Below are 22959 nucleotides of genomic sequence, written 5' to 3' on the forward strand. Positions count from 1 at the left end.
GATGATGGGACTAAATACGGCAATGGACGGTGATACACCCCCGCATGCCCGGGACATTCAGTCGGTGCGAACGGCACTCGGCACATCGTTTGATGGCCTCTCCGACGAAGAGGCGCGCAGGAGGCTCGAACGCTACGGAAAAAACATCCTCGAAGAAGAGGAGATCAGCAGGTTCCGCATCTTCATCAAGCAGTTCCAGGACTTCCTGATCTACATCCTGATGGCTGCGGCCGTCATCGCGCTCCTCGCCGCGGACTTCAAGGACTTCGTTGTCATCGTCGCGCTGATCCTGGTCAACGGGCTTATCGGCTACTGGCAGGAACTGAAAGCGGAGTCCTCGATCCGCGCCCTGAAAAAGCTCACGGAGAGCAGGGTGTCGGTGGTCAGGGAGGGAGAGATCCGCCAGGTACCGTCCCCGGAGATCGTCCACGGCGACGTCGTCCTCCTTGCCGAAGGGGATATTGTTACCGCGGATATCCGGCTCTACGAGAGTTACGGCCTCGCGGTCGACGAGGCGACGATGACCGGGGAATCGGTTCCGGTCTCCAAGGATCATCAGGCGGTCCTCGATCCCGGTGCCCAGCCCTACGAGCTCGCCAACAGTCTGCTGTCCGGGACCACCGTCGTGCGGGGCTCAGGGAGGGGATTTGTGGTGCGCACCGGGCGCGACACCTACCTGGCCGGCATCGCGGCGCGGGCGCAGGAGGCATCCCCCGAAAGCCCGTTCACCCGGGCGATCCGGGACTTTTCGATGCGCTACGCTGTTCTAATCATGATTATTCTTGTGCTGGTCGGGACGGTCGCGTTCCTGCAGGGGCGGGAGCTGGTCGGTATCGCCTACCTCCTGGTCGCCCAGCTCGTCTCCGCGGTTCCGGCAGGGCTGCCGCTGGTGGTCACCCTGGTGATGGTGGTCGGTGCGCTGGCGCTCAGCCGGAAACAGACCCTGACCCGGCACCTCCCGTCGGTGGAGACGCTCGGAAGCGCCACGGTGATCGCCTCGGACAAGACCGGAACGATCACCGAAGGGCGGCTGGCCGTGCAGGACGACGTTGCCCTGGACTCCCGTGCTCTCATGCTGGCGGCGGCTCTCTGCAACGACGCCCGGGAGGGGACCGGCGATCCGATCGACGTCGCCCTCTCCCGGTGGGTCGGGGAGTACGGCGAGCTCCGGGAGCGGCACCCCCGCACCTGGGTCTTCCCGTTCGACACGGCGATGAAACTGATGGCGACCGCAAACGAGGTGGACGGCCGCCGCCGGTTCTTCATCAAAGGGGCGTTTGAGGAGCTCGCGAAGCGTGCAGAGAACCGGGACGACCTGGCTGCTCTCGAGGAGCGCTTGAACGCGATGGCCGAGGGCGGTCTTCGGGTGCTGGCGTTCGGTGCCGGGGACTGGCAGGGCGAGGACCCGGACGCGTGGCGCTACGAGATCGTCGGGCTGGTCGGGTTCCTTGACCCGCCGAAAGACGGCGTCCGGGAGTCGGTCATCACCGCCCGGAAGGCGGGTATCCGCGTGCTGATGATCACCGGCGACTACCCGCTGACGGCACGGGCGATCGCCGGGGAGGTGGCGATCTGGAAGGAAGGGGAGTCGGTCCTGACCGGGGGCGAGATCGAGTCCATGGACGACGATGCCCTCTACGCAGCTCTCGCGACCGCGACGGTTCTTGCCCGGGTGATCCCCGAGCATAAGTACCGGGTCGTGCGGGTCCTGCAGGACCGCGGCGAGATCGTCGCGGTGAGCGGCGACGGCGTGAACGACGTCCCGGCGCTGAAGGCGGCGGATCTCGGGATTGCGATGGGTTCGGGGACCGAAGCGGCAAAGAGCGTCGCCAAGATGGTGATCCTGGACAACAATCTGCGGGTGATCGTCGACGCGATCGAGAACGGCCGGGTGATCGTCGACAACGTCCGGAAGGTGATCTACTACCTCCTCTCAACCTCCATCTCCGAGGTGGTGCTGATCAGCACCTCCATCTTTGCCGGATTTCCGCTTCCGCTCGTCCCCATTCAGATCCTCTGGATCAACCTGGTTACGGACGGCGTCCAGGACAAGATGTTCCCGTTCATCAAGGAGGAGGGGGACGTCATGAGGCGGCCGCCCAAACCGCCTGCCCGGCAGTTCTTCGAGCGCCGGCAGATCACCCGGATCCTGATCTTCGGGCTGGTCATGGGCATGGCGAGTTTTCTGGTCTTTGAGCACCTTATTTTCCGGTTCCCCTATGAAACCGCCAATGCGATCATCTTCACCGCGTTCGCGGCGTTCCAGTGGTCGAACGGCATCCAGGCGCAGAAAGAGCACGAGCCGTTCTTTGTGAACATCCGACGCAGCCTGACGATCAATCCGCTCATCTTCCTCAGCGTTCTCATCGGGCTCGTGCTGCAGCTGGCCGCGATCTATATTGTGCCCTCCTGGTTCAATGCCGTGCCCCTGGCACCGGAGCAGTGGGGTTACGTCGCTTTGCTCGCCGTCGTGGCCTTCGCCGTGGTGGAGACGATCAAGTGGGTGGAGTACCTGGCCGACAGGGCGGCAGGGTAAACCGCATTCTCACCCTGCACTCCGGACGATCTGCGCCAGGAGGGCGGCGAGGAGCACCAGCGGAATGGCGTAGCGGATGAGGAACAGGAACGCCCGCTGCATCCTTCTGCTCCCGCCGATCTCGTCGAAGATCCACGCCGGGTTCATGAACCAGCCTGCAACGGTGCTCACGAGCAGGCCGGCCACGATCAGCCCGAGCGTCCCGAAGATGTAGTCGCCGAGGTCGAGGAGCGGCGTGCCGAAGAGTTCCAGGCGAAGTGCGGTGTAACTGAGCGCCGACGGGAGGCCGAGGAGTATGACGGCGCAAAAGACGAGGAGCGTCGCCCGTCTGCGGGAATACCCGTAGGAATCGATGATCGTCGCCACCGGCACCTCGAGCATGGAGACCGCCGAGGTGAGCGCGGCAACGAAGAGCATGGCAAAGAAGAGCACGCCGAGAACGGCTCCGAACGGAATGCCGGCGAAGGCCGAGGGCAGGGTGACGAACGCGAGGTTCACGCCAGCCGCCGGGTCAAGGCCGAACGAGAAGACGAGCGGGAAGATGATCAGGCCGGCGAGGAGGGCGATCAGGATGTCGGCGACGGTGATCACCGAGGCGCTCCTGAAGATGTCTGTCCGCCCGAGGTAGCTGCCGTAGGTGAGCAGGATGCCCATTCCGACCGAGAGGGAGAAGAACGCCTGCCCGAATGCTGCCGCCCAGACGAGCGGATCCGCGAGCCGGGATGTGTCGGGTGCCAGGTAGAACGCGATCCCGGCGAGCGCCCCGGGCGTTGTGAGGGCGTAGGCGACGAGGAGCAGGAGGATCGCCACGAGTACGGGGATGAGGTAGCGTGAGAGCCGCTCGATCCCCTCCCTGACTCCTGACCTGACGGTTGCAAAGACGGTGAGGCCGGTGATGAGGAAGAAGACCAGCGGATAGTAGGAGTTCGTGAATGCCGTGAAGTCGACCGGCCGGTTCAGGGCGAAGAAGAGGGTGTAGGCAAAGACCCAGCTCGCGATCACGAGGTAGTAACTCAGGATCAGGCTTATGGTGGCGACGATGAGGATGCCGACCGGGAAGAACCGTTCACCGATGGCCCGGAAGGCCGGCCCGACCGAGGTCTGCAGGTGCCGCCCGATGGCAAGTTCGAGCATCATGAGCGGCAGGGCGAAGAGGAAGACGGATATCAGGTAGGGGATCAGGAACGCCCCGCCGCCGTTCTGCCCCACGATATACGGGAACCGCCAGATGTTCCCGATCCCGACGGCAGAACCGATGCTGGCGAGGATGAATCCCGTCCATGACGACCATTGTTCGCGAACCATTGGTACCGACGCCCGTTACCGGTCTGAAATGCCCTCCATAACCTTAAGCATTCCTGTTTCCCGCCGTCCCGGGCATGAGGGAAGAGAGAGGCAGACGCCCCGCTCTCCCCGAAGGCGGTCGGCGCCGTACCGCCACTCGCAGAGGCGGCAGGACTCGAGATCCGTCATACTCTTTCGTGGCGCTGCACGTTCCCAAGAACCTTTGGGACGGGGGAGGTCTCCCCCGCCGCCACGGCCAGGAGAAGAGGTTTAGATCTTCTCGATCTCGAGGTTGTCGAAGGCAACCGTCGTATCGGTGCTGGAGACCGAATCTGCCGAGAGCGCTACATATCCGCTGCTGAACATGCTGTCGTAGACCGTGTCCAGGTAGCGGTCGTTGACGTACAGGCTCTGTGAATCGCCGTCGCACTCAATGTGGATATGGTTCGTAACGTCCTCTCCCTTCTTTATGTACCGCGAATACGCAGGGTCAACAAGCTCCTCGCTCTCGTCGTCTTCCCATTTAGAACGGTGTAGGTGCCGTCGGTGTCGAAGCAGAAATCATAGCCGTTGCACCCGTCGTCGAGGTCTTTCATCCGGGTAGAGATGCGGTATCCGTCTCCTTCAAGCACTTTTGCATCGATGTCAAGAATAAAATCACTGAACCGGCGGTTGAGCACATAGGTAAGGGCATACTCGTCCGGCTCGTCCGTGATGAGGAGTTTTCCGTCAGAATAGTCGATATCCCCCAGCGTGGCGTCGGTGGGCTCGTCCCAGGGCACCTTCCAGTTGTCGAAGTCATCGCTAAAGTCCGGCGTCTGCGCCTGCACACCCGTCGTCCCGATACCGAAGATGGCGACGAGCATGACCAGCATGGGCAGCAGTTTCTTCACCATACCACCTCCGGCGGCTGCCTTTACCGGATCTATTAATAATTTTCCTGCCACTCATACAACCGGCACGCGTGCATGCAGGAGACGCATCCCGACGCCGGGCACGTACCGGAAGGCAGGGAACTTCGCTTGTCGCACACGCTGTCCGACCGCCGGAGCTGCCGTGAGCGGGTGCTGCTCCGGGAAAAAAGGTGTTATATTCTCTTCATGAGCTTTTCCGCCTCGGACTTTACATCCTCCTGGCTTTTGTAGTCTCTGTCCTCGAACTGGTTCAGGACGTCGATGACCATCTGCGGAGAGTCGGTAAACTTTGCCCGCTCGATCAGATCCTGCTTCGATGCCGGATAGTCGACGCCGGAGATCTGGACCGCGATGATCTGCGGGTCGAGTTCCTGCATAGCGCTGCTTGCTCCCGATTCCTTCATTCCTGCCATATTTCTCACCATCACATCTGTGCACCGATGGAGTGCGGCACTACCCACCCGTGGATAGTATATAACTATGCCTGCAGCCCGGCAGATGCGTCACGGCATATCCCGGAGCGCCCGAGACGGCGGGCAATATCCGGGTTTTCTCCTTCCCAGGCCGGAGCCGATTGGAGCAGGACCCATGCCCGGCGTTCCGGCGGTTTGCCGCCGTCTTGTACCGCTACCATCGCGGAAGGCATCTCCGGCAACTATTACGCAGCGTTGAGGCCGCAGCCCGGCTGCAGCCCTTCGGCGAGGCGAGAGACCGGATCGAAGGTCGGCGGTAGCCGGCAGCGCCACCCAGTTTTTTGCACCGGCCCGGACCCAAATAACAAAACTCATCCTTCCCCGCCCCGAGATCTCTTCCCAAGAGATTCCCTGATGCCCTCCACTGCTGTATACCGCCTCGACACCATCTGCCGGCAGTTCGCCGAGGCTGCCGCCCAGGACCCTTTCGGCACCGTCCTCATTCTCCCGACGGCGCACCTTGCCCGGGAGGTCGTCCACCGCCTCGACGCGGAAGGCACACCCCTCGTCGCCGACGCCGTGACCACCCTTTCCGGCCTCGCCGCCAGGATATTTGAGAACCGTGCGACCGTCGAGACGCTGATCTCCGACACAGAGTCCCGCCTCGTCGTCGCCCACCTCCTCGCGGCGGAGCCCGGCCGGTTCCCGCTGCTCGCCGGCACCGGTGCCGTCGACGACCTTGCGACGCTCTTTTCGGTCCTGGTTACCCGGAAGGTCGACTATCCGGCCGCCCTCGGCGACCTGCAGAGCGCAAAGAGCGCCGAGATCGGCGATCTCCTCGATGCCTACCGCCGGTTCCTGGACGACCACGCCCTCGTCGACGGCAGCACTCTTTTTTCCTGGGTTGCCCGGCGGGCTACGGGATTCCGCACGGTCTTCGTCTACGGGCTCTTCGAACCGGTGGCGGTCGAGCAGGAGTTTCTGCTCGCGCTCTGTGAGTCTGCGGAGGCGTTCTGCGACATCCCGGCCTCCAGCGACACCGACCGGCCCTGCAGTGACGTCCGGATCACAGAGCGGCGCGACCGGTTGGATGAGGTTCGGGCGATCGCCCAGGAGATCCGCGACCTGATCGCCGCCGGTGTCCGGCCGGGTGAGATCGCGGTCGCCTTCCCCGACTTCGAGCCGGCGATCCCGTATGTCGAGGAGGTCTTCGCCGACTTCGGCATCCCCTACGCCGCCTCCAGCGGCCGGGCGCTGACCGGATCCCCGCTCGTCCGCTCGCTCCTCGACATCCTTTCCGTCCCGATCTTCGGCTGCCGCCGCGAAGACGTCGCCGCCCTCGCCGCAAGCCCGTATACCGGGCTTTCCCCGGAGATCGACCTCCTCTCCCGCGAGAGTGGGATCGTCGCCGGCGCCGGGACCTGGGATGCCCGCCTCGCCGGCCTGGCTGCCACGCTCGCCGGGGAGCAGTCGCTGCCCGGGACACCGGAGCACGCCCGCCGGCGGCTTGCGGCGAAGATCGCGGCGATCGAATCTGCCCGGAAGGACATCCGCAGCCTCTTCGCCGACCTTGCGGCTCTCGACGGGTCAAAGACGATCCCTGAGCACCTCGCCGCCTACCGATCAATCCTTGAGCGCCGGGGCTGGCCGGCGATGCCGGAAGAGGGGAACGCCGCCGTCCTGGAGCGGGAGGAGCGCGACCTCGGCGCGTTCGCGGGTCTCCTCGAGAGCCTGGAGCGGTTCTCCCGGGTACTGCCGGAGCGGCCGGTCCCGCTCGCCGAGTTCGCCTCCCTGCTCGGGCTCCTTGCCGCCGGCACCCGGCCGCCCCGCACCCGGAACCGGAACGCCGTCCAGGTAGTCGGTCTCCGGGAGCTCGCCCACCTGCAGGTTCCCTCCCTCTTCATCGCCGGCCTCGTCGAGGGCGTGATGCCGCGGCTGACCACCCGGCTGCCGCTCGCCACCGACCTTGAGACCCGGCGGCTCGGGACACGTACTGCGGCCGATATCCTCCGGGAGGAGCGTCACCACTTCACCGCGGCGCTCCTCGCCGGCACGGAGCGGCTCTACCTCAGTTTCCCGGCGGCCGACGGCACATCACCCCTGATCCCCTCCCCCTTCCTGGATGCCGTCCGGGACGAGATCGCTACTGTGCCCTGGGGCAGCACCGATTTTCCTGCCTCGCGGACGTTCGCGGCCCGGAACGCCGGCGCCCGACTCGCCCGGGGAGAGGCCGCGGCCGCAGACGCCGATGCAGCCCGCCGCCTTGCCGTCGAGACCGCCCACCGGCAGGGTGCCTACGCCTCCTCCTACGACGCCGTCCTCACCGCCGAATCGGGCGTCGTGGCGACGCTCGCAGACCGGTTCGGCCCTGCGGCCGTCTTCTCCCCGACGGCGCTCGAGACCTATGCCGACTGCCCGTTCCGGTTCTACGTCTCCCGGGTGCTCGGGCTCGCCCCGCTCCCGGCGGTCGACCGCGACCTCACCGGCCTGGAGCGCGGCAGCCTCCTCCACCGGATCGCCTTCCGGTTCTACGCGGACTGGCGGGCGGACGGCAACGCCGCAGTCACCGCCGCGTGCTACCCGGACGCCCTGCAACGGATCCTTGCGATCGGCCGGGAGGAGGCGGACCGGTTCGCCTTCGCCAGCCCGGCGTGGGCGGCCGAGCGCCAGCACCTCCTCGGCTCGCCCGAGGCAGGAGCGGGACTGCTTGAGCGGTTCCTCTGCCACGAGGCTGCAATTGCTGCCTCCGGGTTCGTCCCGGACGCCTTCGAAGTCTCCTTCGGCCTCCCGATCGTTCCGGGAACCTGCGACCCCGGATCGACGCCGGACGCCGTCGCCGTCCCGCTCGGCGACGAGGTCGTCCGGATCCGGGGCAGGGTCGACCGGGTCGACCGCCTCCCGGACGGCCGGTTCCTGGTCACCGACTACAAGACCGGCAGCACCCATCCCGGATTACGCGAGATCGCCTCCGGCCGGGCGCTGCAGCTCCCGCTCTACCTCCGGGCGCTGGAGACCCTGACCGGCACGCCCGGTGTCGCGGGCACCTACTACACCCTCCGCCGCGGCACGGTGCAGAACAAACCGGTCTTCCGGGACGCCGACCTTGCCACGGAGTTCGCAGCCTTCCCACCCTCGCGGAGCGGCGTCGCGGACGTCCGGGAACTGGTCGACGCCTCGCTCGCCCACGTGCAGCGATATCTCGGCGGGATCCGCAGCGGCTGGTTTGCACCCCGCTCTGACCCGGGCCCCTGTCCCCGCTACTGCGACTTTCAAACGGTCTGCCGGTTCGACGCGATGCGGCTGCTCGAGGAGGAGGAAGAACCATGAACCTGACCGAGCGGCAGCGCAAGGCCGCCCACGACCACACCCGGAGCACCTGCGTCACCGCCGGCGCCGGCACCGGCAAGACCCATGTCCTGGTGCAGAAGTACATCGACCTCCTCGCAAGCCAGGGCGACCTCGGCGTCGGCAACATCCTCGCCCTGACCTTCACCGAGAAGGCCGCCGCCGAGATGAAACTCCGCATCCGGCACGCCCTCGCCGCGAAGGAGGGCGACCGCTGGGAGACGCTCCGCGATGAGTTTCTCTGGGCGCAGATCTCGACTTTCCACGCCTTCTGCGCCCGGGTCCTCCGGGAGTTCCCGCTCGAGGCCGGCGTCGCCCCCGGGTTCGCGGTCCTCGACGAGCGGGAGGCGGCGCGGATCCGGGACGAGGCGTTCGCATCGCTCGTCTCCGGCGACCCGCCCGAACCCTGCCGCAGCGCCCTGGTTGCCGTCCTCCGGGCGGTCGGGGTATACGGCCTGCGGACCGCCCTCGAGCGGCTGTACTCCCGCCGCGCTGCCGCGGAGGAGTTCTTCGCCGCCCTCGCCCGGGACGAGGAGACCGTGCTCGCCGCGTGGCAGGCAGCAATCGAGCGCTGCCGGACCGAGGAGCAGGACGCCTTCGCCGCCGCCGCAGCCCCGGCGCTCGATACTCTGCGGAACCTTGCCGCCCGCTACGGCGGCGACGCCGACCCGGGCCAGGAATACCTCCGGGCAGCCGCACCGCACCTCGCCACGGGATCGGCCGCGGCGCTCGCGGAGATCCACGCGGACCCGAAGTTCCGGGCGAACATGGGGAGAAAGCAGAACTGGGAAGGCGACGATCTTGCCAGGCTGCGGACGGCCTACAAGAATCTCAATACCTGCCTCAAAAATCACGCCGGGTTCCTCACGCTCAGCCTCGACCCGGCCGACCCCTTCACCCGTGCGACACTCGCGCACCTCCGCGAGCTTGGTGTGGCCTTTCGGGCGTTCACGGATGCCGTCGATGCCGAGAAACAGCGCCGGAGCGCACTTGATTTCACCGACCTGATCGGCCGCACCCACCGCCTCTTCGCGGATCGCGACGACCTTGTGCAGGCGCACTTCCGCAGTCGCTTCCGGTACGTCCTGGTCGACGAGTTCCAGGACACCGACCCGGTGCAGAACGCCATCATCACTGCGATCATCAGCGACTGTGCGCACCTCTTCGTCGTCGGCGACCCGAAGCAGTCGATCTACCTCTTCCGCGACGCCGACGTTACCCAGTTCAAACGCACCCGCGACCTGATCGAGCAGCGCCTCGGCGGGGCGGCCGTCCCGCTCGACGTCAACTTCAGGAGCACCCCGGCGGTCGTCGGGTTCGTCAACGCCGTCTTCGCCGCCCTGATGGCGACGGCGGACAGGCTCTGGGAGTTTGCGTACGAACCCCTGAAACCCGCCCGGACGAACGACGCCGGTTCGGTCGAGCTCCTCCTCACCCCGAAGGCCGGGTCGGCCGCAGCCACCCGCCGCGCCGAGGCGGAGATGGTCGCCCGGAAGGTTCAGAACCTGGTCGAGCACGAGAGCCGATCCGTCCACTGGGACCGGGACGGCCGGCACCTCGACGAACCCCGGCCCGCCGGGTACCGCGACATCGCCGTCCTCCTCGAGCGGCGGACGAACCTTGCCGCCTACGCGTGGGCGCTTGCCCGCTACGGTATCCCCTACCACGTCCACGCCGGCCTCGGGTTCTACGGGCGGCAGGAGGTCTACGACCTCTACAACCTCCTCCGGTTCCTGGCCTGCGACCGGGACGACGTGGCGCTCTACGGCGTGCTCCGCTCGCCCTACGTCGGCTTCTCCGACGCCGTGCTCTTTTCGGTCGCGGAGGCGGGAGAACCTTCCGCCTCCCTCTGGGAACGGCTGCAACAGTTCGCCGCCGCCGACCCGGACGCCGCCGCGGCGGTCTCCCGTCTTGCCGCCTGGCTCCTGCATGCCCGGCGCATCCCGCCCGCAGACCTCCTCTGCCGGATCGTCGCCGAGTCCGACATCTCCCTGGTCTTCGGCGGCATGCCGGGCGGGGAGCAGGCGGCCGCGAACGTTGAGAAGGTGATCGCTCTCGTCCGGCAGATGGAGGCGGCCGGCCGCGGCACCCTGAACAAGATCGTCGCCGAGCTCGGGCGGTGCATCGACGACGGCGAGCGGGAGGGCGACGCGCCCCTCGACCTTGCGGGCGCCGATGCGGTGCTGGTCATGACGGTGCACGCCGCCAAGGGGCTCGAGTTTCCGATCGTCGTCGTCCCTGACCTCGCCGAGCCGCCCCGCGCCGGCGGCGGCCCAATCATGCTGGAGGACGGGCTGCTGCTCGGGGTCACCGTCCCGAACCCGGGACGCGACTACGAGCCCGAGGAGACGCCGGTCCTGCAGGTTCTCAAGCGGGAGTACCGCAGAAAAGAGGAGGCCGAGCAGCGCCGGCTCTTCTACGTCGCCGCGACGCGGGCGAAGGATCACCTCGTCCTCTCCGGCACGCTCCCGGAAACGGTGCCGGCGGTCCTTGACGGCGAGCGTACCCGGATGGCCTGGCTCGCCCACTGCCTCGGCCTCTCCGGCGAGGCCTACGCCCGGGGATCTGCCCATCTGGCGGTTCCGGGCGAGGACGAGCCCCTCATAATCCCGCTCGTCACCGATCCCGCGGCGATACACGCCGAGCCGCGCCGGGCGAAGCCCGCCGCCCCCGCCATGCCTGACGGCGGCGCTCCGGCCGATTCCCCGGTGATCGTCGCGGACGAGGAGCACGTCTTCTCGGCGAGCGAGATCCGCCGGTACCTCCGCGGGGCGCCCGGGCACACCGCCGGACGGCTCCGGCCGGACGATGCGATGACCCGCGGGCTGATCGTCCACGAAGTCCTCCGCGGCAGAGACCCGGCCGCGGTGCTGCGCTGTTACGGCGTCGCAGGCCGGCCCGAGGAGCTCCGGACTCTCGCCGATCGCTTCTTCGCGGCAGAGGTGATGCAAGGGGCGACGAGCGACCACTGCGAGGTGCCGTTCCGGGTGCGGATCGGCGGCAACGCGTTCGCGGGCGCCATCGACCGGCTCGTCCGGCGGCCGGACGGCTCCTGGATGCTGATCGACTACAAGACCGGCGGCGCCAACGATTACGCCGTCCAGATGGCGATCTATCGCCGTGCCGCCGAAGCGATCCTGGCGGGGCCGGTCACCCCCTACCTCTACTTCGTCGACGCCGACCGCTGGGTCGAGGCCGCGGCGGACGATGAACCGGTCATCGCCGCGGTCATCGCCGCGGTCATCGCCGCGGCCCGCAAAATCGCAGAAGAGCGGCGGCGGGTGTGAGTGATGCGATCCTGCACTGCATGGACATGACAGCAATCTTCCGGCCGGCGGCCCTCTCACCCGTTCATCCCGTTTCGTGAGTACCCCGGTCGAAATAAGGCATCCTGCCGAGCCATCGGTCAAAAGAAGCCCTCAGGAAGGGTTTATTCCGGAGCCGTTTGCATACCGTTAACAAGACTGAGGAGGCAGAGGCTGAGCACGCTTGAATCGTGTCTCGGTACACTGCACCAGGGAGTTTACCCGGTCATCGTCCTGAAAACCCTGGTTACCGAGCCCCGATACCATTGCGAGTTACTGGAGAGCGGGCAGTACCACGCCCACGAGACGGTGTCGGAGTACCGTGTCCGCATGGACAGGTACGATCCCGAGAAGAACCCGTCATGCACCTGATCGACACCCCCCTGGTTCTCATGATCCACGAGACCATGAAGACCATCTTCATCTTCCTCCTCTCCGGGATCGTGCTCATGGCGGGTGTGTGCATGGTTCTGGACGCGCACGGGTTGAGGAATGCCGCCCGTCTGATGGAAGAGGGCGGATTTGTCCGACGATCCCTTCCAGCCGGGGGAGTGATAAAAGAGGGTGATGCTTCGGGCTCAACCGCGAGGTTACTCCGTCGCTCTGCCTGTCTTTATCCCGGTGCGGCTGCTGTCCCTCTTGCCGGAGATGCTCATCACGGCACCGATGTCCGGGTTAATCAGGCATACCGGGAAGTACCCGAATAACGACCTGTAGTCGATCTTCAGCATCCGGTGCCGGACGAGATCGATCTCGATCTTCTCTAAACTGCCCTTCATCTGCGGGGTCACGCCCTCGCCCGGCGGTGCGGTTTCGAGGGTTGAGATGGCCGGAAGTATCTCCTCCCTGATCGCCTCGATCTTCGATTTTGAGAGGCTTTCCGCAAGCGTTCTACTGTATCTCCCCTGAAGATGCCGTACAGCGATCATCTGCGTCAGGAAGATCAGGGCAAAGATCCCTGTGTTGATGTGGATGTCGGCTTCGGCGGATGTGAAACTGCCGTAGGTGATCCCGGGGAGGACGAGCGCCGCGATGAGAACTATGCCGGTGACGGTGATCAGCACGGCGGCGGTGAGTGCGTATTTCAGTCCTTTGCTCCAGGTCTCTTCGTAATGCTCTTTGAACGTGGAATGGATGCCGAGCACTCCCGTGAAAAAACCGCGGGAATACGGCTGCACGTGCGCAACCGCGATATAGAACACGATTATCGCAGCGGACTGGACTATGATGATGATGGAGGAATAAGCCTCGAACTGGCCGTCGATTGCCCAGCCTGCGAATGCAAATGCCGCGGAGAGGGCGAAGAGCATGAGAAAACCCGGGGCCAGCGGCTGGCAGTTTATGAAGAACAGGTTCCAGCCGAGTTCGTAGAGGGAGTTCCTCTGTCGCGAAAGCCCTTTGATCGTCTCCGTTGTGTCGGCGATACCGATGCTGCCCCTTCCGGAGGTCCCCCCGGCCGCGATCTCGTCCCGGCTCTTTCTCTCGCGATCTTTGAGTTCCCTGACGTACCCTATATACGACTTTACATCCGCCATGTCGGTCGGAAGCATGGTGAGGAAGGGGTTCACCATCAGGAACGTGAAGGCTGCCATAATCCAGTACAGGTAGAACTTCCAGGTGAATGCAAACATGAGCCCCAGGTTGATTGCTACCGCCGCCCCGAGGATGAGCGGCGTATATGTAAGGCTCCATTTCGTCTCGTTGAGGCGTTTCAAATCGTCTTTTGCCGTGCTGAAGATCTCTTCCGCTTCAGCCCGGGATGATGTGAGGTTCTGAACAAATTCCTCCGGAGACATCTCCGGGATCTCTTCCGTATTGCGTCTTTTGAATCTATTCCAGTAGGGCAGTTCCATCAGTCATGGTTTCGTTACGATTGCTAATAAGATCGCATCTTTTGCAGTAACCAGGGGTTTTATCTGAATTTTCAGCCGCACGATCCTTCTCCGACAAAAATGGTGGAATGCACTGCGGCGAGCGGACACGCCACAGTGCACCCGGGTCCTGCGGTACTGTCCTCTTCCGGAGCGGCGCCCTCTCCGATCCCGCCTGCAGTTCCGGACGTCTGACCCTGCGGCGGTTGCGGCGGATAGCATGGGAATCCGGACTGGGGAGCCGGCGGCGAAGAGCGATTCTGCCCGGCAGGGATGCCGTCTGATTTCCCCATGTCGCACCGGGGGGAATATCCGGCCTCCCTGGTTTCATGCTCCCTGTGGCGGCCGGGGTTCGAACCCTTTCATCGACGTGAAAGGGCCGCAACTGCGATTGGGCGGACCGCATGGAGATCGAGACTCTCGCGGCCGTGCCGGCCGATGAAGCGAGTCCGGCAGGACCGGTCTGACCCGGTTGTCGGGCGGCGGTGTTCCGGGAGGGGAGGGGATCTTCAACTCAAAGCCTGACGGTTTCTCATGCTCCGTTCTCTGATCTATCTGTGCTCAAACTCCGCTCCAACGGAGCGCGTCGTTCCTGGCGGTGCTTGTTCTCCTGCCACGCCCGGTCGCAACTTCATGGACCCCAGGTCTTTCCTTGAGGACGGATCCCGTCAAGCGTTCCTTATAACCCCGGATCTGCAAGGTTGTCTACCCCTGCTGTACCGTGAGGCTATCCGCGACGCTGTTGCATCCATCCGCTCCTATGTTGGGAACCGGACGATTGCATATGCCTGCCGCGACCCCCTCCCGCTGGCTTATTCTGAGGCCGTTTGGATACCGTTAACAAAGATGTTCCCCCAATCTCCCTGTGTTCTAAAAATACGGAGATTTTGCGATGTTCAAGACTATCCATCCTCTGCTCTGCCTCCTTGCCGTCATCGGCGCCTGCTTCGTCCTTGCAGGCGGCTGCCTGACGGGAGAGGCCTCCGGCCCGCAGGACGGCGGTGCTGCCGGCCACGCCCAGGAACCCGATTACACCGATGCCTACTACTGGCTCTCCCTGCCGTCCGTCGAAAAGGCCGTCGACGTCTTCTACGTCTACCCGACGGTCAGCAGCAGTCCGGACGGGTCTATGAACATCACCAGCGACGACGAACGGGCGCTTGCACAGGGCATTTTTGCCGCACAGGCGAGCGTCTACACACCGCACGCCAACGTCTTCGCCCCCTACTACCGGCAGATGTCGACCCAGGTTGCGGTGGGTCCTGATCAGCTTGCAACCGATACCGACGAGTTCAAACAGGGTGCAATCGACGTGCAGGAGGCCTTCGACTACTACATCGCGAACCTCAACGATGGCCGCCCGATCATCATCGCAGGCCACAGCCAGGGAACGATGGCACTCATAGAACTGATCAGGAACCGGTTCGGGGATGACGAGGCTCTCCGCAGCCGCCTGGTCGCCGCCTACCTCATCGGCTATACGGTGACGGACGCCGATCTCGAAGCGGCAGGCCTGACCGCAGCGAAAGGAGCGACCGATACGGGCGTCGTGGTCACCTACAACACCCAGTCGCCGACGTCCGCCGGCGGCCCGATGCTGATGCCCGGCGCGCACTGCATCAACCCGCTTACCTGGACGACCGATGACGCCTCCGCTCCCGCCTCTGAGAACCTGGGCGCACGGTTCTACGACGATGCGACCGGCGAGTTCCTGCGCGAAGTCGCGAACTACTCCGACGCACGGATCGACCCGGAGACCGGAGCGCTCACGACGACGATACCGGCGGACGAGGACCTGGATATCGGCCCGTACTCCGAGGGCGTGTACCACCGCTACGACTACGCGTTCTGGTACCGGAACCTGGAGCAGAACGTCGGCGACCGGATCGCCGCGTTTCTGAACGCGACGGACAGCGGGCGGCCATGACGGGACACACCGGAGCCCTGGAAGCCCTGCGGGGACGCGAGATCGGCGTTCCCGTGACGCTCCCTCCGTTCGACCCGGACCGCGATGTGCCGGAAGCCCCGGACTACGCCGACCCGGCGAGCTGGATCGCGCTGCCCGCCCACTTCAGCAGAGACCCGAAGTCCGTCGACGTCTTCTGGGTCTATCCGACCGTCCTCTCCGACGACGCGACCTATCTCATGGATACCCGCGACGCCGGACTGCGGGAGCGGGCGGCCTGGACGCTTGTGGAGCAGGCCAGCATCTTCGACGGCCAGGCGAACATCTACGCGCCGTACTACCGGCAGAACAACGTGAAGATCAACCCGCTGATGCTGACCGGCGCGGGACCGATCTTCGCGCTCGGGCAGAGCGACCTCGTTGCCGCTTTTTGGTATTTCCTGGAGCAGTTCAACCGGGGAGAGCGGCCGGTCATTCTGGCCGCCCACAGCCAGGGGTCGGTCAGGGTCGTCGAGCTCGCGAAGGCCGGAGAGCTCCTGGCCGGCGACCCCGCCTCACTGGAGCGGCTCGTGGCGGCGTACGTCATCGGCTACTCCGTCACGCAGTCGGACCTGGATGCAAACCCCCTGATGCGGATCAGCGCGAGTGCGACCGACACGGGCTGCTTTGTCACCTACAATACCATCTCCGCCGACGAGGGCAGGGAGCGCCAGGCTCCGACCGTCCGCCCGGGATCGTTCGTGGTCAACCCGCTCACCTGGACGACCGGCACGGCGCTCGCGCCCGCCTCCGCAAACAGCGAAGCGGTCTTCTTCAGGCACGGCGATCCGGAGCACCCGGCCCGGTACCCGAACTTCGCGGCGGCACAGGTCGTGGACAACGCACTGGTGATCACGGAGATCTCCCATCCCGAAGAGCTGCCGGCGACGAGCGTCACGTTCCCCGAGGGCGTGTACCACATGTACGACTACGCGATCTTCTACGGAAACCTGCAAAAGAACGTTGCAGACCGGATTCGTGCGTACTTTGGGAAGGAGAAAAGGGAGTAGTTATTTCCCGGACCGGCGTCTCCCAAAGACGATTGCCGAAGAGGCGAGAGCAGCAATCAGCGCCCACGGAGAGAGGGGGGAAGAGGGGGCGGAGGAGTCCGCCTCTGTGGGGAGAAGTCCGGCTTCCTCGTCGGCAAGGGTGAAGAAACAGACGTTTCCGTGGTTATCGAGCCCGGTGACGACGATCCCCCCGAAAACGGGCTGAAGGTCGGCGATGCTGCTCACGTTCTCGAGCGTTTCCTGCCACCGGATCTGCCCTGCAATGTCGAGACCTGCGAGCCATTCATAGTCCGAAGTGAAAGAACGCCCCGCAACGATGCATCCGCCGTCCCGTGCATACGTCATGGCATCGAATCTCTCCGAACCGTTTGTCAGGGCCTTCTGCTCCCAGCCGATCTCTCCGGAGGGCAGCAGTTTAACGACAGCTAGGTTTCCGTTCTGCGTTGCCGTAGTGCCAAGGACGATATATCCCCCATCCGGTGCCCGGACGACATCCCTCCCCATATCCAGACCGCTTTCCCCGATTGCCTTCTGCCATTCCAGATTCCCGGCAAAGTCCGTTTGAGTACCCAGATATCTCTCGAACCGTGATTGCCGGAGACCTCGCCGTCCGTCTACTGTGTGTCACCGACGACGACGTAGCCGTCGTCCCCATCCGAAATGATGGCGGTGGCCTGTTCGCTATCGGTCCCGCCGTACGTCTTCTGCCATTCCACCTCACCCGTCGGGTCCAGTTTCACGATCCAGATGTCCGGATAGGACGACACGGCTAGCTCGGCGAGCAGTTCGCTTGGAATCTGCGAAACCGGCAACCCCTCCAACTGTTCCTTTTGCAGATCGGAATCCGCGAGATGGTTCGCGTAGTCGTCCTCGTCGAGAGACAGCCCGACAAAAACGTACCCGCCGTCCGCGGCCGGAACGATCTCGATTTCCATCCCGTAATCGGTGCCGCCGATAACATCCTTACGCCACTGGATCTCGCCTTTCGGGGTCAACTTGACCAGCCACGTCGTGCTGCCGGTAGCGATGTCCGTGCGGTACGTGCCGTACGATTCGTCGTATCCGAGGACCAGATATCCGCCGTCGGCGCTCCGGATCAGGGACCTCGCATACGAAGACGTGTTTCCGAGCGTCGTCTGCCAGAGCACCTCAACGCCTTTGGTTACTTCTCCCGCCACGACGTTCCGTGCCAGCTTGCCCCGATCGTCGATAGAGATTCTCGTGTACCCCAGGTACGCGTATCCGCCGTCCGCCGTCCCGAGAATGCTGTCCAGGCCGACATCGGCCACGTCATCGACGGTTTCCCAGGACGTGACATTGGGAGCGTCCGGCGAGTTTACGGGGAACTGTTCTGGTGCGGCAGATGCAGCCTGGACGCAGACGAGCAGAACTATGCCCGAAATGGTGCTGATTCGATAACAACGATGTTTCGAGCGAGATTTATTCATAAAACTTTTTATCCTATTTCAGATAGGAAAATCTTTCTCAACGGGAGTTCTTTTGAGTCGCAGCACCCGTCGCCCGGGCGCGTGGATGAGGTATCGGCCGAGATCATCGACGCGGCTCGCGGCGGCATATCCTTCCCGGTCAAACGGGTCTCCACAACTATAAATAAACAATAACAACAGGGGTAATTAGGTTCACATGGAGCCCTGCCGATGACACCGTTCCCTGACGCTTCCGCCGAACTCGGGCCTGCCCCCCAAATCCTCGACCTCCTTGATGAGGGCGCGCTGCTGATCGGTCATAAGAACCGTATTGTCTGGATCAACAAAGCACTCCAGCACTGCCTTGAGGTCGACCGGGACGCTTTCTGCGGTAGCGATGCCGGGGAGTTCGCGAACAGGTTTCTTCTGCCCCGGATCGTCGAAGAGGAGTGCAGAGGGGCGATCTCGGCATCGCTCCGCGACCGTTCGAATCTCCACGCCCTTGCCTGCACCATCATGACCGCAGACGGCAGGGAGCGGAGGATCCGCGTCTCCAGCATGACCGGAGAGGATAATCGCATGCGGCTCGTCCGCCTGCAGGATCTTCCCGGACCCGGCGCCGAGCAGGAGATGCTGGCAACTATCCTCTCCTACCTGCCGGAGACGGTGAACATCCTGGATAGGGATCTCCGGTACGTCTACGTGGACAGGGGTTTCGCCCGCCAGCTCGGCCGCGAACCGCACGAGATGGCGGGAAAGACCTGGGAGGAGCTCGGGTTCTCGGCGGAAGGGGCAGGCCCGTACTTCGAGAAGGTCAAAGAGGTCTTCGCCACCGGACGAGGGGTGCGGGGAGAGGTCCGCCATGCCGTCATCCGGGATGTCGAGTACAGCGAGTACATCGCGGTCCCGATCCCCGGGCCCTCAGGCAGCGTCGAGCGCGTCCTGACGGTCTCGCGCGATATCACCGACCGTAAACGGGCGGAACGGGAACTGGCGCACAAGCACGAGCTCCTGCAGACGATCATCGATACAATCCCGGTGATGATCACGATCTATGATCCGAACCTGAAGACGTTCCGGTTCAACCGCGCGCTCCGGGAGACGCTGGGCTGGACGGAGGAGGACGCAACCGGCGGCGATTTCATGGCGTTATGCTATCCGGACCCCGGGTACCGGGAGATGGTCGGCCGGTTCATGCAGTCGCTGGAACCGGGGTGGCGGGACTTTGTGCTGACCGCAAAGGACGGTTCCCGCGTCGAGAGCTCGTGGGCGAACATCCGTCTCTCCGACGACACGCAGGTGGGGATCGGCATCGATATCCGGGAGCGTACTGCGGGAGAGCGGGCGCTCCGGGAGAGCGAAGAGCGGTTCCGCGGCATCTACGAGAGAGCCGGGATCGGTATTGCTCTCGTGGGGCTGGACGGCATGATCCTCGATGGCAACCCGGCCCTCCATCAGATGCTCGGGTATCGCCCGGACACACTCCACGGCAGGCATTTTGCCGATATCACCTTCCCGGACGACCTGCCGGAAGACACGGCGCTCATGGCGTCGCTCGTTGCCGGAGGGATCGACACCTACCGGATAGAGAAACGCTACGTGGCAGCAGACGGGCAGATCCTCTGGGGAATGCTGACGGCGTCGCTCATCCGGGACGAAGACGGGAGCCCGCAGTCGGTTATCGGCATGGTCGAGAACATCACCGACCGAAAAAGGATGGAGGACGCCCTCCGGGAGAGCGAGGAGCGCTACCGTTCCCTTGTCGAGGTCTTGCCGGATGCCGTCGTCGTGCACCGGTATGACGGCACCATCGTGTACGTGAATCCCGCCGGTGTCCAGATTGCGGGTGGGAGAGGGCCTGAAGAGATCGTGGGCAGATCGATTTATACGTTCGTCCACCCCGAGTACCGTGATCTCGTCGCCAACCGGATCCGCCGGATCCTGGAGGAGGGCACAGCTATCCCGGTATTCGAACAGGTGCTCCTGACCACCGTAGGCCAGACCATCTGGGTCGAGATCACGGCGACCCCCATACTCTACCAGGGCGAGCCGTCTATTATGGTGGTTTACCGGGATATCACCGAACGGAAACAGGCAGAAGAAGCCCTCTTCCTTGCAAAGGAGTACAATCGGGCCCTTATCGAGGCGAGCATCGATCCGTTCGTCACCATCGATCCCGAAGGCAGGGTAACCGATGTGAACGCCGCTACCGAGAAGGTGACCGGCTACTCCCGCGAGGAACTGATCGGGACGGATGTTTCCGGGTATACCACCGACCCTGACCGGGCACGTGCAGGAATCCGGAAGGTCTTTGTAGACGGCGAGCTCCGCGACTACCCACTGGAGATCCGGCACCGCGACGGGGGAGCTACGCCCGCCCTTTTCAATGCCGCCGTCTACCGGGACGCGCAGGGGCAGGTGGCCGGCATCTTTGCGGCGGCGCGGGACATCACCGAGCGCAAACAGGCGGAGGCAGCGCTCCGGGAGCAGGCCGACGAGCTCGGTCGGGTGAACCGGGAACTTGACGCGGCGCACCGGGAGGCGAACCTGTACCTCGATATCCTCACCCACGACGTGCGGAACGCAAACAACGTCTCCACGATGTATGCCGATCTGCTGCTCGGCCTGCTTGCAGGCGAGCCGAAGGCCTACGCACAGAAACTGCACGAGAGTATCTGGCGGAGCACCGAGATTCTCAGAAACGTCGCAGCCATCCGCCGGATCCACCAGGAATCGGCCGAGCTATCGCCGGTGGACCTCGACGCCGTCATACGGGAAGAGATCGGGACGTTTCCGGCGGCGTCGATCCGCTACGACGGCCGGCCGGTTCTGGTCAGCGCGGACGGGCTCCTCTCGATGGTCTTTACGAACCTGATCGGGAACGCCGTCAAGTTCGGCGGCCCGGACGTCCGGATAACCGTCCGTGTGGAAGACCGGGACGGCGAGGTGCTGGTCTCGGTCGAGGACACCGGCCCCGGCATCCCGGACGAGGTGAAAGGTGTGCTCTTCCGCCGGTTCGAGCGGGGGCTCGGGCACGGGAGAGGCGAAGGTCTGGGGCTCTATATCGTCCGGACGCTCATTGAGCGCTACGGCGGGACGGTCTGGATCGAGGATCGGGTGCCCGGAAAACCGGGAGAAGGAGCGGCGTTCCGGTTCACCCTGGTCCGGGCGCTGCAGGACGAGGCGGCAGCCGTACGGACGAATCCCGGACCGCGCGAGGGGAACCGGGCAGAGAGCCATGCTCCGGCATGCGGGGATCTCCGCGCGTTCGCCGAACTCGTGACGGATGCGGTTCTCGTCGCGGAAGATGCCGGAGACCTCCGGGAGGCCAATCATGCGGCCTCTGCCCTGCTCGGATATACCCGTGAGGAGCTGCTGCAGCGGCCGGTCTCTGCCCTCTGTAGAGATCGGGAGGCAGGCCGCGAGTTCTGGCAGGAGTTCCTGAAAAGAGGCGCACTGCAGGGCGAATGCGAGCTCCTCCGGAAGGACGGCACCACAATCAACGTGGAATATAGCGCTGCGGCACGGATAGCGCCCGGTATCCACGTGGTCGCCATCCGGCCTGTCCCCGGGCAGACGGAGATGGAGGGGATGCTGCAGTTCGAGCGCGATCAGCTCCTCTCGATCTTCGACGGCCTCGAGGAGATCGTCTACGTCGCCGACCCCGCAACCCATGAGATCCTGTATGCAAACCCCTTCTTCACAAAAGCGCTCGGGAGGGACGTCGTCGGCGGGATATGTTACCGCGAGTTCCAGGGGCTTGCGGCGCCGTGCCCGTTCTGCACCAACGAGATCATCCTGCGGCAGAAGCCGCAGCCCTACCGGTGGGAGTACTACAACCCGGTTCTCGACGTCCACCTGGATATCGTCGACCGGATCATCAGGTGGCCCGACGGCCGGGACGTGCGGCTCGAGGTCGCGATCGATATCACCGAGCGGAAACGAGCCGAACGTGCCCTGCAGGAGAGTGAAGGGCAGTTCCGGGCGCTCCTCGACGCGACGCCCGAAGGCACGCTCCTCATCGACCGGGACGGCACCATCCTTGCCCTGAACGAGGCGATGGCAGCACGGTTCGGGAAGAGTGCGGAAGATCTCCGCGAAACATGCGTATACGACCTCTTCCCGCCCGATCTGGCCGCAGCCCGGAAGAGGCAGGTTGACGAGGCCTTTGCCTCGGCGAGGCCGAACCGGCTTACCGACGAGTACGCGGGGAGGTTCTTTGATGTCATCCTCTTCCCGATTCGGAGCGCAGACGGGCAGGTTAAGCGGCTCGCGGTCATCTCCTCCGACGTCACCGACCGAAAGCAGGTCGAGGAGATCCGGCGGGAGGCATTCGACCGGATCGAGCGGAACATGGAGCAGTTTGCGATCCTCGGCGATCATGTCCGCCACCCGCTCCAGGTCCTACTCGCCCGGGCGGATCTGATGGACGATCCGGAGACGGCGGAGAAGATCCGCGAGCAGGTCAGGCGGATCAACGGGTATATCAAAGACCTCGACCAGGGCTGGATCGAGTCCCGGAAGATCCGGGAGTTTCTACTGCGGAATGAGCTGGTGTAGGGGCAATGCGGCCGGGGTGACCCTGGAAGAGCGGGTGCTGCTGGATAGGCGGCGGGGGGGTGAAACCACCCTCCCCCCACCTCAAAAAAGCCTGAATCGGCGTTCTTTTCCGGTTTTGCCGCCTATTTCGGATCCCAGGTTCCGGCATTCCAGAAAACCGCAGGATCTCGCCCTGATTCAAGTAATACGGCAGAATCCGAGGGTTATATCGACGATATCAGCCGAGGTAATTATTGGAGGATGTCTGGCATGGCCCGGCCCGGGATCGGCCGTCTGCGGGCTTCTGTGAGGGCATATTTTCGGCGAAAATACGAGTATTTAAGGGTTGCTGAACCCGCCGGGCCGATTG

14 protein-coding genes are annotated in these 22959 nt (G+C 64.4%); 6 read left to right on the forward strand and 8 right to left on the reverse strand.

The window, feature by feature from the left end:
• Positions 1 to 4: 4 nt before the first annotated feature.
• Positions 5 to 2536, forward strand: a complete 2532-nt coding sequence (locus FGU65_RS02685) for a cation-translocating P-type ATPase (protein WP_301662853.1) — start codon at positions 5 to 7, stop codon at positions 2534 to 2536.
• Positions 2537 to 2545: 9 nt separating this feature from the next.
• Here FGU65_RS02685 and FGU65_RS02690 read toward each other — a convergent pair whose 3' ends face one another.
• From FGU65_RS02690 to FGU65_RS02710, 5 genes are all read right to left on the reverse strand, one after another.
• Entirely contained in the window at positions 2546 to 3841 is a 1296-nt protein-coding gene (locus FGU65_RS02690) for a sodium-dependent transporter (protein ID WP_301662854.1), read from the reverse strand.
• Positions 3842 to 3856: 15 nt separating this feature from the next.
• Entirely contained in the window at positions 3857 to 4009 is a 153-nt protein-coding gene (locus tag FGU65_RS02695) for a hypothetical protein (protein ID WP_301662855.1), read from the reverse strand.
• A gap of 278 nt (positions 4010 to 4287) precedes the next feature.
• Positions 4288 to 4716, reverse strand: a complete 429-nt coding sequence (locus tag FGU65_RS02700) for a hypothetical protein (RefSeq protein ID WP_301662856.1) — start codon at positions 4714 to 4716, stop codon at positions 4288 to 4290.
• Between the two features lie 191 nt (positions 4717 to 4907).
• Complete coding sequence (locus FGU65_RS02705) at positions 4908 to 5147, reverse strand: DUF2795 domain-containing protein (RefSeq protein ID WP_301662857.1); 240 nt, start codon at positions 5145 to 5147, stop codon at positions 4908 to 4910.
• 65 nt (positions 5148 to 5212) lie between these two features.
• Positions 5213 to 5368, reverse strand: coding sequence for a hypothetical protein (locus FGU65_RS02710; protein ID WP_301662858.1), 156 nt, complete (start codon positions 5366 to 5368; stop codon positions 5213 to 5215).
• A gap of 193 nt (positions 5369 to 5561) precedes the next feature.
• Between FGU65_RS02710 and FGU65_RS02715 the strand changes: the two genes are divergently transcribed.
• A complete protein-coding gene (locus FGU65_RS02715; RefSeq protein ID WP_301662859.1) occupies positions 5562 to 8474 on the forward strand; it encodes a PD-(D/E)XK nuclease family protein in 2913 nt (970 codons plus the stop codon).
• Positions 8471 to 11779: a UvrD-helicase domain-containing protein gene (locus tag FGU65_RS02720; RefSeq protein ID WP_301662860.1), complete on the forward strand. Its 3309-nt coding sequence runs from the start codon at positions 8471 to 8473 to the stop codon at positions 11777 to 11779. Before FGU65_RS02715 ends, FGU65_RS02720 begins: the two co-directional genes overlap by 4 nt.
• Before the next feature lie 608 nt (positions 11780 to 12387).
• Here the strand turns inward: FGU65_RS02720 and FGU65_RS02725 are convergent.
• The gene (locus tag FGU65_RS02725; RefSeq protein WP_301662861.1) at positions 12388 to 13593 is read right to left on the reverse strand and encodes a hypothetical protein; all 1206 of its coding nucleotides are present in this window, start codon (positions 13591 to 13593) and stop codon (positions 12388 to 12390) included.
• 967 nt (positions 13594 to 14560) lie between these two features.
• Here FGU65_RS02725 and FGU65_RS02730 point away from each other — a divergent pair.
• On the forward strand, positions 14561 to 15595 hold the full coding sequence (locus FGU65_RS02730) for a DUF3089 domain-containing protein (RefSeq protein ID WP_301662862.1): 1035 nt from the start codon (positions 14561 to 14563) through the stop codon (positions 15593 to 15595).
• The gene (locus tag FGU65_RS02735) at positions 15592 to 16623 is read left to right on the forward strand and encodes a DUF3089 domain-containing protein (RefSeq protein ID WP_301662863.1); all 1032 of its coding nucleotides are present in this window, start codon (positions 15592 to 15594) and stop codon (positions 16621 to 16623) included. Before FGU65_RS02730 ends, FGU65_RS02735 begins: the two co-directional genes overlap by 4 nt.
• Here FGU65_RS02735 and FGU65_RS02740 read toward each other — a convergent pair whose 3' ends face one another.
• Positions 16624 to 17127 (reverse strand): hypothetical protein, encoded by a 504-nt coding sequence (locus tag FGU65_RS02740; RefSeq protein ID WP_301662864.1) that lies wholly within the window; start codon positions 17125 to 17127, stop codon positions 16624 to 16626. It lies immediately after the preceding gene.
• A 110-nt stretch (positions 17128 to 17237) separates the two neighbouring features.
• Entirely contained in the window at positions 17238 to 18071 is an 834-nt protein-coding gene (locus FGU65_RS02745; RefSeq protein WP_301662865.1) for a hypothetical protein, read from the reverse strand.
• A gap of 210 nt (positions 18072 to 18281) precedes the next feature.
• Here FGU65_RS02745 and FGU65_RS02750 point away from each other — a divergent pair, with 210 nt between their 5' ends.
• A complete protein-coding gene (locus FGU65_RS02750) occupies positions 18282 to 22610 on the forward strand; it encodes a PAS domain S-box protein (protein WP_301662866.1) in 4329 nt (1442 codons plus the stop codon).
• Positions 22611 to 22959: the final 349 nt, after the last annotated feature.

This window comes from Methanoculleus frigidifontis, assembly GCF_030464345.1.
GTDB classification, from domain to species: Archaea; Halobacteriota; Methanomicrobia; order Methanomicrobiales; family Methanoculleaceae; genus Methanoculleus_A; species Methanoculleus_A frigidifontis.